Genomic DNA, 12,508 nt, shown 5'->3' on the forward strand with positions numbered 1-12,508 from the left:
TTTCTTGTGGCGATTTTCATGGCCTGAACCGCATGACGCGGTACCCCGGTTTGCCCCGGGGATCCTACAGATCAAGCGCGCGCGCGTCGGCGGGCGCCCAACCAATCCTGATCTTCTCGCCCGGCTTCAGCACCTGCTGACCTTGCGAGTTGCGCGATTTCATCACGAAATCATCGGCGCCGGCGACTGAGAGGACGGTGCGCAGCAGGTCGCCCATGTAGATGACCTCGCGCACGGTGGCGTCGATCATCGTGGCGCCCGGCGGCAGAAGCTCGGTCTTGAACTCCACCCGTTCCGGCCGGATCGAGACGACGGTCTCGGCCCCGGTGGTGGTCACATTGACCGGGGTCGCGTCGATCAGCTCGCCGGTCTTGAGCCGCACCTTGCAGGTATTGCCCGAGATGGCCTCGATCTTGCCGCGCAGCTTGTTGTTCTCGCCGATGAACTGGGCGACGAAGCTGTTTTCCGGGCGTTCGTACAGATCCTGTGGGCTGGCCAATTGCTGGATGCGGCCATCGTTGAAGACGGCGACGCGGTCCGACATGGTCAGGGCCTCGCCCTGGTCATGGGTCACATAGACCACGGTGATCCCGAGGTTTTCGTGCAGGTGCTTGATTTCAAACTGCATATGCTCGCGCAGCTGTTTGTCGAGCGCGCCCAAGGGTTCGTCCATCAGAACCAGCGCCGGATCGAAGACCAGGGCGCGGGCCAGGGCGATCCGCTGTTGCTGGCCGCCCGAAAGCTGGGCCGGACGGCGGTTGATGAAGGCGCCCATCTGCACCATGTCGAGGGCGCGCTTCACCTTGGCCTCGCGCTGATCCTTGCCCATGCCGCGCACTTCCAGCGGGAAGGACAGGTTCTCGCCCACCGTCATATGCGGAAAGAGCGCGTAGTTCTGGAACACCATGCCGATGCCGCGCTTGTGCGGCGGCACCTGGTTGATCGGACGCCCGTCCAGCGTGATCTCGCCATGGGTCGCCGTCTCGAACCCGGCCAGCATCATCAGGCAGGTGGTCTTGCCCGACCCCGACGGCCCGAGCATGGTCAGAAATTCGCCCTTGCCGATGTTGAGGTTCAGGTCTTTGACGACCAAAGCGACGCCGTCATAGCTTTTCTGGACGTGATCGAAGACGACGAATGCGTCGTTTGCGACCTTGCCAATGCTTGCCGCTGCGCCAGTGGATGCCCCAATGGATGCCAAGCCGTTCTCCCCGTTTTTATCTGGTCGTTCGCCGACCTTGTTGCTCAAGACTTAAGCCGTTGCCCGAGTTGATTGCAATTGCCTTCTTGAGGGACAAGTTTAGGCGCGGCAAACCGAAGAGAATGCGGGATTTTCCGCCGGAATTGGCCAAAGAAACGACAAGGCGAGCATAAAAGTGGCGTTTTGCGCCTGCGATTTTGCCCGTCACGCCGGCTGCACGGCCCGAATCTGTCCGATCAAACGGGGTGGAATCGGGACATGTATTGTCAAAAGCGACACCTCCTCCAGTTGCAGCGCCATCCGTGCCTCCCGCCCGGTCAAGAGCGGCAGGCAGCGCGGGCCGTAGCTGGCCAGCAGGTCGGCGGCCAGCGCGCGGCCCTGCCTGCCGGCGCTGGCATGGATCACCCGGGCCAGCGCGATGCGGTCGGACCAGCGCAGGGCGCGCAAGGCCTCGGACCCGGGGTAGAAGCTTTCGCTCCATCCGCCCTCGGCCCGGACCAGCGCGTGGCGCGGCAAGAGGATGTGGTGATAGGTCACGCAGCGGATGCCGCGCGCGACATGGGCGCCGCGGCCCGCTTCCGCCAGGTGGCGGGCGCGGATCAGCACATCGCCCAGCCGGACGCCGTGCTGCGGTGACAGGATCAGGTCGCGCTCCAGCCCGAAATGCCCCGCCTTCAGCCGGATCGGGCGCAATTCGGGGCGCGCGACGAGATCAGCCGCCGCAAGACGGCGCTGGCCGTGCCACAGGACCGGGGCTTCGCCGTCCTGGGTCAGCACCAGATCGCCGGGCGCCAGATCCTCGACCAGGCGGGGGCCTTGCGGCGTGGCGATCCGCGTGCCGCTGGCAAAGCACGGCACCCCCATCGCATGCAGCATCCCCGGGCTTGCGACCGAAGCCGGGCTGACGCCCGCGAGCACAAGGGTCTGGCCATCGGGAAAGGTCAGAAGCGCGTTGCCGTGGCCGTCGTCCGACACCGTGATGTCATAGGTCTTGAGCGGCGAACCATCGGCCTTGGTCAGGCCCGAGACATCCAGCTGGTCGGCGGTATGGCCATTGGTCAAGCCCATGCCGAAGTCGCTGATCTGGTTCGCTCCGCCCAGCGCGGTAAAGCGGAACAGGTCGTTGCCGTCGCCGCCGCCCAGCGTGTCATTGCCGGTGCCGGCGCTGATCGTGTCATTGCCGCTGCCGCCGAAGATCAGGTCGTTGCCCGCCCCGCCAGAGAGGTCGTCATCGCCCAGATCGCCATAAAGACTGTCATCGCCCGTGCTGCCCGAGAGGGCATCATTGCCGTCGCCGCCGGCCAGCAGGTCGTTGCCGCCGCCGCCGATCACGGCATCGTCGCCCAGCCCGCCATAGCCGCTGTCGCTGCCAGCCCCGCCCGAGAGCGTGTCCTTGCCGTCACCGCCATAAAGCAGGTCATTGCCGGCATCGCCGCTCAAGTTGTCATTGTCGGCCCCGCCATAAAGCGAATCGTTGCCGTCGCCGCCCCAGAGCTGGTCGTTGCCCGCATCGCCGCTCAGCTGATCATCACCCACGGCGCCATAGATCTGGTCCACCCCGGCGCCACCGGTGATCAGGTTGGCCGCCCCATCGCCGGTCAGCACATCGTTATAGGCCGAGCCGGTGATGTTCTCGACCCCGGTCAGCGTGTCGCCCGCCGCATCGCCGCCCGCGCCGGTGCCCGTGGTCAGGTTGACCGTCACCCCCGCCCCCGAGGCCGAATAGTCGGCAAGGTCGATGCCCGTGCCGCCGTCCAGAAGGTCGGCGCCCGCGCCGCCGATCAGCGTGTCATTGCCCGCCTCGCCCGCCAGATAGTCGTTGCCGCTGCCGCCGGTCAGGCTGTCATTGCCATCGCCCGCCAGCAGGCTGTCGTCGCCAAGGCCGCCGGCCAGCGTATCCTCGCCGGTGCCGCCATAGATCAGGTCGTTGCCGTCGCCGCCGGTGACCTGATCATTGCCCGCCCCGCCCAGCAGCGTCAGCGCGCCACCGCCTGCGCCGGTGATCGTATCGGCGGAATTGGTGCCCGAGATCGCCTCGATCTCCCAGAACTGACCGGAGCCGCCGCCGGCCAGCGTATAGGTGCCATATTCCCAGCCGTTGAAGGTGACATTGACCCCCTGCCCCGTCCCGCCGTCCCAAAACGAGATCGTGTCGGAATCAAGCCCGCTTTCGCCGCCGAACAGCTGGTCCGTCCCATCGCCCGCGGTGACATAGATCAGGTCGGAATCGCCGCCGCCCTGCACCATGTCATTGCCGAGCCCGCCCGACAGCGTGTCATTGCCATCATCGCCCCAAAGCTGGTCGTCGCCGGTGGCGCCATCCATCAGGTCGGCATCGTTCTTGCCTGAAAGCTGGTCGTTCCCCGTCCCGCCGGTCAGGCTGTCATTGCCGTCGCCGCCATAAAGCTGGTCGTCGCCCGCATCGCCATAAAGCTGGTCATTGCCGGCATCACCGTACAGTGCGTCATTGCCATTGCCGCCGGCCAGCAGATCGGCCGCGTCGCCGCCGCTCAGCGAATCGTTACCGTCGCCCGCGTAAAGCTGGTCGTTGCCCAGCCCACCCGACAGCGTGTCATTGCCCGCCTCGCCGTAAAGCGCGTCATTGCCTTCGTCGCCGCTCAGGCTGTCATTGCCGTACCAGCCCCAAAGCTGGTCATTGTCCACCCCGCCGTAGAGCGTATCGTCGCCCTCGTCCCCGGCCAGGGCGTCATTGCCCGCCTCGCCAAAGATCAGGTCGTTGTCGGCATTGCCGGTGACCGAGGATTCGAAGGCATAGCCGTGCACCGCGTCATCGCCGGCGCCGGCATAGATGACATCATTGCCCTTGCCGCCATAGATCTCGTCATTGCCACCGCCGCCGTAGACACTGTCGATGCCTCCCTCGGCATAGAGCAGGTCATTGCCCAGCCCGGCATAAAGCACGCCATTGCCATCGCCCACCCAAACCGTGTCATTGCCGTCGCCCGCGTCGATATAGGTCTCGCCGGTCAGGATCGCACCGTTCTGGTCGTCGATCAGGTCGTCGCCGGTGCCGCCAAAGACCGAATCGTTGCCCGCGCCGAAATAGATCGTGTCGTTGCCCGCATCGCCCATCAGGCTGTCGCTGCCGATCCCGCCCGCGATGCTGTCGTTGCCAAGCCCGCCATAGATCGTGTCGTTGCCATCGTCGCCGCTGAGACTGTCGTTGCCGTCTCCCCCGCTCAGGCTGTCATTGCCCAGGCCCCCGAACAGCGTGTTGTTGCCCGCGCCTCCGTAGAGCGTGTCATTGCCGTCGTCGCCGAAGAGAAGGTCGTCATTGGCGCCGCCATCCAGCAGATCGTTGCCCGCCCCGCCATAAAGCGTGTCATTGCCGGCATCGCCATTAAGCGTGTCGTCACCAAGCTCACCCAGGATCGAATCATCCCCGGCGCCGCCATAGACCAGATCGTTGCCATCGCCACCAAAGACCGAGTCGTTGCCCATCCCGGCATAAACGCTGTCATTCCCCGCCGCGGCGCGGATGATGTCGTCATTGCCGACCGCGCCGAGCCCGGCATCATTGTTGTCCACCTTGTCGGTGCCGCCGACGACCGGCTCGACATAGCCCGCGTTGATCAGATCGCCGCCGGCCGTGCCGTCGACATAGCCATCGTCGAAACCGGTCACATAGCGGTCATCCGTCATGTTGTAGGCCGTCGAGTCCGGGGCGGCGGTGATCGACAGCGAGACGATCGGCTTGGCCTCCAGCAGGGTGGTCAGGGTGCCGGTCCCGGTGTCCGGCGCGAGGAACAGCTTGCCCGTGGCATCCTGCACGACCTTGAACGACCCCGTCGCCGTGGTGCCATCGGCATAGGTGATCGTCCCGTCGACCACGACCATCGTGTCGAAAGTATAGGTGTTGGTGCCGCTGCCGATGTTGGTGGTGAAACTGTCCCAGGTCAGGGCATTGTCGGCGTCGAGCGACCCGAAGCTTCCCGAAAGATCGTTGACCGTGACCGAGGTCACATGGTGATAGAGCGGATCGCCCACCGCCCCATAGGTCTTGCCGACCAGCGAGCCTACGTTCTCTGCCGTGCCGTTCAGCTCCAGCGGGTCAAGCTGGGTGGCCGAGGTGCCGAGGTAGATCCAGTTGAAGGTTGTGGCCATGACTCAGGCCTCCCCGAACAGCGCACAGCGCATCCGGGCCGCAGATCCGGCCATTGCAGACGAAAATTGCCCTGCGGACAAAGGCTTTGAAATCCGCGCCGAACCGGCGCAGCCTGACATCGCTTTCCCCATCACACCCTCACACCCGACCGGCCCCATACCGGAAAGCGCAAGATGCCGCACAAACCGCTAATGCGCGGTTAAATCACGGATTTTATAGGTATTTTAGCGATGGCACAGCAAAGGTGATCGCACCCTCTGTCACCGTCGCAAGATTTTCGAGGGGGGTGTCTGGCGCTGTGCCCGGCTTGATCTGCCTGCTGCGCCTCTGGCCGTGAAGGCCACCCGGGCCGGATTGGTGCGGATGAAAAGACTCGAACTTTCACTCCGGTTAAGGAACAGCGACCTCAACGCTGCGCGTCTACCAATTCCGCCACATCCGCACTGATCCGGCCTGGGTGCGGGGTTATTAGCGAAGCCCAAAGCGGAAGGAAAGGGGCAATTTACACCTGGGCATAAGAGATCACCTCAATCTCCACCCCGTTCGCTTCGGTAAAGTAGAAACGGCGGCCCGGTTCGTAATCGGCATGGTTTTCCGTGACATATCCTGCCGCCCTGATCCGCGCCTCGGCGGCGTCCAGATCCTGCACCACAAGGCCGATATGGTTGAGACCGGAGAGAATCCCACCCGCGTCCGGCGCAGGCACCGGCGCATCCACGGGCGTATAAAGCGCCAGATAATCCTCGTCCGAGCCCACATGCACGGTATGGCCGCCGTTCTTGGCCTTGCCCTGCCAGCGGATGTGCCAGCCGAACAAGTCGCACAGCACCCCGGCGGTGGCCACCGAATCCCTCACCGTCACGTTCACATGTTCCAGTCGCGTCATGATCTTCTCCTTGTTTCATGCGGCGACACCCTGTCTAATTCCTCAAGTTAACTTGAGATCAAGCACAAAATGCACCCCGAAACACCTGCCAAGCCGCAACCTGCCAAATCCCTGACCATCGGCGATCTTGCGGCGCGCACCGGCCTCGCCGTCTCGGCGATCCGGTTTTACGAGACGCACGGCATCCTCGCCCCCGGGCGCAACGCGGGCGGGCATCGGCGCTACAGCCGGGCCGACCTGCGGCGGCTGTCCTTTGCCATGGCGGCACAGCGCCTGGGCTTTCCCCTGGCCACGATTGCCGGCCACCTGGCGCGCCTGCCCGCCGACCGCGCGCCTGATCGGGCCGACTGGACCCGCATCGCCACCGGCTTTCGCGCCGAGATCACCGCGAAGATCGCCGCCCTGACCCGGCTCGGCGATCTTCTCGACGGCTGCATCGGCTGCGGCTGCCTGTCGCTGGACCGCTGCGCGCTCTACAACCCGCAGGACGTGAAGGGCCGCGACGGCCCCGGCCCCCGCCTTCTGGACAAGCCGCCCAGCTGAGGGCCCCCACAGCAGCTTGCCCCGCCCTGCCGCAGGCCCTAAATATCGCCCATGCCCGAACTCAGCCACCTCCCCGGTCTCGCCCCCTATGCCGAAACCCTGGCCGCCATGGAGGCGCGGGCGGCGGCAATCTCTGCCGGCACCGCGCCCGAGGCGATCTGGCTCTTGGAGCATCCGCCGCTTTACACCGCCGGCACCTCGTCGAAGATCGAGGACCTGACCGATCCGTCCCGCTTTCCCGTGTTCACGGCCGGGCGCGGCGGGCAATATACCTACCACGGGCCGGGCCAGCGCGTGGCCTATGTCATGCTCGACCTCAACACCCGGGGCCGCGACGTGCGGCTTTTCGTGCGCGCGCTGGAGGATTGGGTGATCGGCACCCTCGCCCGATTCAACGTCACGGGCGAGCGGCGCGAAGGCCGGGTCGGCGTCTGGGTGACGCGGCCCGACAAGGCGCCCAACCCCGACGGCACCCTGCGCGAGGACAAGATCGCGGCGATCGGGGTCAAGCTGCGCAAATGGGTCAGCTTCCACGGCATCTCGATCAATGTGGAGCCCGACCTTTCGCATTTCTCCGGCATCGTGCCCTGTGGCATCCGCGCCCATGGCGTCACCAGCCTGGTCGATCTCGGCCTGCCGGTGACGATGGCCGATCTGGACGCAGCCCTGCTGGCCGAGTTTCCCCTGCATTTCCCCGATCCGCCGCAAGGCTGACCCCTCCCGCCTCAGACGATGGTCGCAGGTGACATTCTGTCCCCTTGTCTTGTGCCGGCGTTCGGATAACTCTGCCCGTCACCGCGCCGCATTCTTCCGGCCGGGCGCAGCCTCGCGCGGCCCGGCCCCTTCCGAAAGGTTTACCCCATGAAACTGCCGCTTTCCGGACTGATCCTGACCGCCGCCCTGTTCAGCCTCGCCGCCCCCGCCTTCGCGGGAGACGCGAAACTGGGCGAGGACACGTTCAAGAAATGCAAGGCCTGCCACTCGATCATCGCCGATGACGGCACCGCGATCCAGAAGGGCGGCGTCGTCGGGCCGAACCTTTATGGCGTGGTCGGCCGCCAGATCGGCAGCTTCCCCGGCTTCAAATACGGCGAGGACACGGTGGCCGCCGGCGCCGATGGCACCAAATGGGACGAGGCCGAGATTGCCGCCTATGTGAAAGACCCCACCGCCTGGCTGAAGGCCAAGACCGGCAAGGACAGCGCCCATTCCAAGATGAGCTTCAAGCTCGCCACCGGCGGCGAGGATGTCGCAGCCTATCTCGCCTCGGTCAAACCGGCGCAGTAAGGCAGCGCGATCGGGGCCGGACCACGGCCCCGATTGACCCGCAAAACAGACCCCCCGGCCGTTCGGAGCAAAACCCGAACGCCTTTCTTCAAGCCTTGCGCCAGGCCTCTGCTTCACGCTGCCATGCCGTCGCGGCATTCCCCACCCTGGCGCCCCCGCAATGTCGCCCGGACCAGCACGCCCCACATCCCCGGCACGTCCCCCGAACCGCGCGGATCCCCCCCAAACGCCCTCCCCGACACAGCGCCGCCACAGGCGGCTCCTCCGGCATCGGTCAAGTCTTGCTGACCTGATGTGTTGTGAACGCCAGAGGTCTTGATTTCCTGTGGTCTTATTCCATTGACCATTGCCCAATGTCTTTGTGGGCACTAGAACCCGGTTAGGCGGAACAGGGGGCGACTCCGGTTCCCAATGAGGCAATGACAACGGGAGATGCCAATGGCCGACGCAGCCATCCATGGCCACGACCATGAGCAGAAGGGGTTCTTTACCCGCTGGTTCATGTCGACGAACCACAAGGATATCGGGGTTCTCTACCTTTTCACCGGCGGTCTCGTCGGTTTCATCTCGGTCGTCTTCACCGTCTACATGCGGTTGGAGCTGATGAACCCCGGGGTGCAGTACCTCTGCGCCGAGGGTCTGCGGCTGATCCCCTCCGCCGCCACCTGTTCGCCGGACGGCCACCAGTGGAACGTGATCATCACCGCGCACGGCGTGCTGATGATGTTCTTCGTGGTCATCCCGGCGCTGTTCGGCGGTTTCGGCAATTATTTCATGCCGCTGCACGTTGGCGCGCCGGACATGGCCTTCCCGCGGATGAACAACCTGTCCTACTGGATGTATGTCGCGGGCGCCACGCTGGGTGTCCTGTCGGTCTTCGCTCCGGGTGGCGAGGGTGGTCACGGCGCGGGCGTTGGCTGGGTGCTTTACCCGCCGCTCTCGTCCAAGGAAGACGGCTATGCGATGGACCTCGCGATTTTCGCGGTCCACCTGTCGGGTGCCTCGTCGATCCTGGGTGCCATCAACATGATCACCACTTTCCTGAACATGCGCGCGCCGGGCATGACCATGCACAAGGTGCCCTTGTTCGCCTGGTCGATCTTCGTCACCGCCTGGCTGATCCTTCTGTCGCTGCCGGTTCTGGCCGGTGCGATCACCATGCTCCTGACCGACCGCAACTTCGGGACGACCTTCTTTGACCCGGCCGGCGGCGGCGACCCGATCCTCTACCAGCACATCCTGTGGTTCTTCGGCCACCCGGAAGTCTACATCATCGTGATCCCGGCTTTCGGCATCGTCAGCCATGTCATCTCGACCTTCTCCAAGAAGCCGGTGTTTGGCTACCTGCCGATGGTCTATGCGATGGTCGCCATCGGGGTCTTGGGCTTCGTCGTCTGGGCGCACCACATGTACACCGTGGGCATGTCGCTGACCCAGCAAAGCTACTTCATGATGGCCACCATGGTCATCGCGGTTCCGACCGGCGTGAAGATCTTCTCCTGGATCGCCACGATGTGGGGCGGCTCGATCGAGTTCAAGACGCCGATGCTCTGGGCCTTCGGCTTCCTGTTCCTCTTCACCGTGGGCGGCGTGACCGGCATCATGCTGAGCCAAGCACCTGTCGACCGGATGTATCACGACACCTATTACGTGATCGCCCACTTCCACTATGTGATGAGCCTTGGCGCCGTCTTCGGCATCTTCGCCGGGATCTACTTCTGGTTCGGCAAGATGTCGGGCCGCGAGTATCCGGAATGGGCCGGCAAGCTGCACTTCTGGGCCATGTTCATCGGCGCCAACCTGACCTTCTTCCCGCAGCACTTCCTGGGACGTCAGGGCATGCCGCGCCGCTACATCGACTATCCGGAAGCCTTTGCCTACTGGAACAAGATCTCGTCCTACGGCGCCTTCCTGAGCTTCGCCTCCTTCGTGTTCTTCATCGTCATGATCTTCTGGGCGCTGCGCTATGGCAAGAAGATCACCGTGAACAACTACTGGGGCGAATACGCCGACACGCTGGAATGGACCCTGCCCTGCCCGCCGCCCGAACACACGTTCGAGCAGCTGCCCAAGCAGAGCGACTGGGACCACTCCCACGCCCACTAAGCGAAAAAGGCCCCGGGAAACCGGGGCCTTTTGCTTTCGGGAAGATGGGCAAATTGCCCATCCTACGCGATCTGATGGCCCGCCGCGGTCATGCGTCTGCCCAAGGCCCATGGCGCCCTATACCACCAGACTCATTACCTCCCACACATTGCAGCCCACGCCCTTGTTGGCCGTACAGGCAGGCCCGATCCTGCCGATCACCCCATGCTCATCAGCCCTCGTGGCCCCGCCTGATCCTCGAACCGATCAGGATCGCCCACCGCAGCCGCGCGCCAAACCAAGGGCAAGCAAGGGGCTAGGCCGAGGGCCTTTGCGTTTGGGAAGATGGGCAAATTGCCCATCCTACCTGAGTACATGGCTGGTCGAAGTCTTGTGTTTGACCGAGGCGCATGGCGCCCTTTGCCCCCGACCTCGCAGCATCCAACCCATTGAGGCCCACGCCCTCGATACCCGTACAGACATGCCCTATCCTGCCGATCACCCCATCTTCATCAGTCGTTGTGATTGTGGGTGATCCCTGACCCGATCAGGGTCGCCCGCCGCATCTTGGGAGTGTGACAGCCCGCCTTCCGGTCTCTCATCCACCGCCAGCACGCAACCGGATCCGTCACTTGCGGGTCATGGTGCTTCGGTCTCCGTTCCTGCGAAGGCGGGAGATTCTGTTGGGGCTCCGCCCTCTGGCCGAACCAACCGCCCTTTGCCACGGGTCCCGCTCGGGCTGGCCGGCTGGTTCGGGGCAGGTCTCCTTCCCATGGCGAATTAACAAAACCCTAACGCGCTCCACTATAATCACGTAAATTCAATACTTTACCCGATATTTCACGCGTGCAATCCCCTCCCTTTCACACCCCTTCCTGCCACCCCGATCTCAAGGGCCCGCCCGGCGACACTCTCCCGCCGATCAGAAGCGCGGAGCGGGAACCAGGCGTCCCTCCGGGCGTTGAGAAGCGAGCGGCGGCGCCACTTTCTGAACCCGGCCCGCCACGCCCCTGCTGAGGAGGATCCGAAAATGACCACATTGACCGCGGAAGGCCAACACCTCGTGGCGGAGGCCGCCATTCGCCACCATGTCTCCGAGACCACGGCGCGGCAGATGCTGGAGGCGCTGGAGCGCGGCAACGGCTATCAGGCGCAGTTCGACATCGCCGAGCTGGGCGGCATGGGCCAGTGGCAGGGCGGCATGGTCATGGTGGGCGACATGTTCAACACCGACCTCAAGACCAAAGTGAACGCGCTTTGCGCCGATCTGGCCAGCGCCCTGCACGACGGCCACCTCTTCGCGAAAACCGCCGAGTCCACCACCGCCTTCTTCGCCCCACGCGCCTCCGACTGGCCCGAGGAGCTGGGCCATCCGGCCAGCCAGGGCGCGCAAAACGACATGCGCTACGCCTATTTTCCGCAGAAGCAGCGTCTTGCCGTGGCGCAGGGCGGGCGGGTGACGGTCTATGATACCGCGGGCCACCATATCTCGGGCTTCGGGCAGGCGCAGGGCGATGGTCAGACGCTGACCTTCTCCAGCCAACACGGCACCTTGGCGGTGACCGTCCTGGCCGTGGTGCCGGCAGCGGCCTGAGGTCGGGCGGCTTCGGCCCCCTCCGCAAGCGGGTCGGGTTTTTGAGCTTCAGGGCAAGGTCGGCAGGGCAGCGACAGGGGCAAGCCGTGGCCCCCGTCAGCCCTGCGCCACGACCCGTTCCGGCAAGAGACTGACTGCGGGCGCCCCTTTTCTTTTGGGCGGCGCGGGCTAATCTCGCACCCATGCCCTATCGCTGGACTCAATCCCCTTCGCCCGAGGCACAGACCCTGACGCTCTGGCCGCATCAGGCGCTTGGCCCGCGCGGGCTGGTGGTGTTCATTTCCGTGACAGCGGCGATGTTTCTGCTGCCGCTCCTCAGCCAGATCGGCCACCCGGGGCTTTGGGTCCTGCTGCCTTTTCTGGTGGTTGCGCTGGCCGGGGTCTGGGCAGCTCTGGCGCGCAACCACAAGGACAGGATGATCACCGAGGTCCTGACCCTGACGCCGACCCGGATCTCCCTGATCCGCAAGGGCCCCCGCCGGCAAAGCCGATCGTGGGAGGCCAACCCCCATTGGGTGCGCCTGACGCTGCATGCGACCGCGGGCCCGGTGCCGCAGTACCTGACCCTGACCGGCAACGGGCGCGAGGTCGAATTGGGCGCTTTCCTGACCGAGGATGAAAGGGTGGCCCTGAAGCACGACCTCGAATACCGCCTTGCCCGGCTTTAGGGCCGCGAGCCTGCGCCCGGCGCTGGAGGGCTTCGCGCCCTCCAGACCTCCCGCGGGATATTTTCGTCCGGATGAAGGGAAAAAGGGGCGCCACGCTGGGGGCGCCGCGGGTCCTGCG

Annotated in this window: 9 protein-coding genes and 1 tRNA gene; 6 read left to right on the plus strand and 4 right to left on the minus strand. The window is 64.8% G+C overall.

Annotated elements, in window-relative coordinates; all coding sequences use genetic code 11:
- Positions 1–64: 64 nt before the first annotated feature.
- The 4 genes from AC1DVR_RS05895 to AC1DVR_RS05910 all read right to left on the minus strand — a co-directional run bounded on the left by AC1DVR_RS05895 (position 65) and on the right by AC1DVR_RS05910 (position 6,213).
- Positions 65–1,192, minus strand: a complete 1,128-nt coding sequence (locus AC1DVR_RS05895) for an ABC transporter ATP-binding protein (RefSeq protein ID WP_477999623.1) — start codon at positions 1,190–1,192, stop codon at positions 65–67.
- A gap of 213 nt (positions 1,193–1,405) precedes the next feature.
- Positions 1,406–5,326: a Hint domain-containing protein gene (locus AC1DVR_RS05900; protein ID WP_477999609.1), complete on the minus strand. Its 3,921-nt coding sequence runs from the start codon at positions 5,324–5,326 to the stop codon at positions 1,406–1,408.
- A 356-nt stretch (positions 5,327–5,682) separates the two neighbouring features.
- Positions 5,683–5,769: transfer RNA gene (locus AC1DVR_RS05905), tRNA-Leu, on the minus strand.
- Between the two features lie 60 nt (positions 5,770–5,829).
- On the minus strand, positions 5,830–6,213 hold the full coding sequence (locus AC1DVR_RS05910) for a VOC family protein (RefSeq protein ID WP_477999610.1): 384 nt from the start codon (positions 6,211–6,213) through the stop codon (positions 5,830–5,832).
- Between the two features lie 69 nt (positions 6,214–6,282).
- On the opposite strand from AC1DVR_RS05910, the gene soxR reads away from it, so the two are divergent.
- From soxR to AC1DVR_RS05940, 6 genes are all read left to right on the plus strand, one after another.
- On the plus strand, positions 6,283–6,756 hold the full coding sequence (gene soxR / locus AC1DVR_RS05915; RefSeq protein ID WP_477999611.1) for a redox-sensitive transcriptional activator SoxR: 474 nt from the start codon (positions 6,283–6,285) through the stop codon (positions 6,754–6,756).
- A gap of 51 nt (positions 6,757–6,807) precedes the next feature.
- On the plus strand, positions 6,808–7,470 hold the full coding sequence (lipB, locus tag AC1DVR_RS05920; RefSeq protein ID WP_477999612.1) for a lipoyl(octanoyl) transferase LipB: 663 nt from the start codon (positions 6,808–6,810) through the stop codon (positions 7,468–7,470).
- 147 nt (positions 7,471–7,617) lie between these two features.
- The gene (locus AC1DVR_RS05925; protein WP_477999613.1) at positions 7,618–8,043 is read left to right on the plus strand and encodes a c-type cytochrome; all 426 of its coding nucleotides are present in this window, start codon (positions 7,618–7,620) and stop codon (positions 8,041–8,043) included.
- Between the two features lie 438 nt (positions 8,044–8,481).
- The gene (gene ctaD / locus AC1DVR_RS05930; RefSeq protein WP_477999614.1) at positions 8,482–10,149 is read left to right on the plus strand and encodes a cytochrome c oxidase subunit I; all 1,668 of its coding nucleotides are present in this window, start codon (positions 8,482–8,484) and stop codon (positions 10,147–10,149) included.
- Positions 10,150–11,158: 1,009 nt separating this feature from the next.
- Positions 11,159–11,722, plus strand: a complete 564-nt coding sequence (locus AC1DVR_RS05935) for a hypothetical protein (RefSeq protein ID WP_477999615.1) — start codon at positions 11,159–11,161, stop codon at positions 11,720–11,722.
- 182 nt (positions 11,723–11,904) lie between these two features.
- Positions 11,905–12,390 (plus strand): DUF2244 domain-containing protein, encoded by a 486-nt coding sequence (locus AC1DVR_RS05940; RefSeq protein WP_477999616.1) that lies wholly within the window; start codon positions 11,905–11,907, stop codon positions 12,388–12,390.
- The last annotated feature ends 118 nt before the right edge of the window (positions 12,391–12,508 follow it).

The organism is Rhodobacter sp. P2_H5, assembly GCF_056403335.1.

Coding starts and splice junctions, on each gene's coding strand:
- AC1DVR_RS05900 (WP_477999609.1), bottom strand. CDS start 5,326: ATGGCCACAACCTTCAACTGGATCTACCTCGGCACCTCGGCCACCCAG.
- AC1DVR_RS05910 (WP_477999610.1), bottom strand. CDS start 6,213: ATGACGCGACTGGAACATGTGAACGTGACGGTGAGGGATTCGGTGGCC.
- soxR (WP_477999611.1), top strand. CDS start 6,283: ATGCACCCCGAAACACCTGCCAAGCCGCAACCTGCCAAATCCCTGACC.
- lipB (WP_477999612.1), top strand. CDS start 6,808: ATGCCCGAACTCAGCCACCTCCCCGGTCTCGCCCCCTATGCCGAAACC.
- AC1DVR_RS05925 (WP_477999613.1), top strand. CDS start 7,618: ATGAAACTGCCGCTTTCCGGACTGATCCTGACCGCCGCCCTGTTCAGC.
- ctaD (WP_477999614.1), top strand. CDS start 8,482: ATGGCCGACGCAGCCATCCATGGCCACGACCATGAGCAGAAGGGGTTC.
- AC1DVR_RS05935 (WP_477999615.1), top strand. CDS start 11,159: ATGACCACATTGACCGCGGAAGGCCAACACCTCGTGGCGGAGGCCGCC.
- AC1DVR_RS05940 (WP_477999616.1), top strand. CDS start 11,905: ATGCCCTATCGCTGGACTCAATCCCCTTCGCCCGAGGCACAGACCCTG.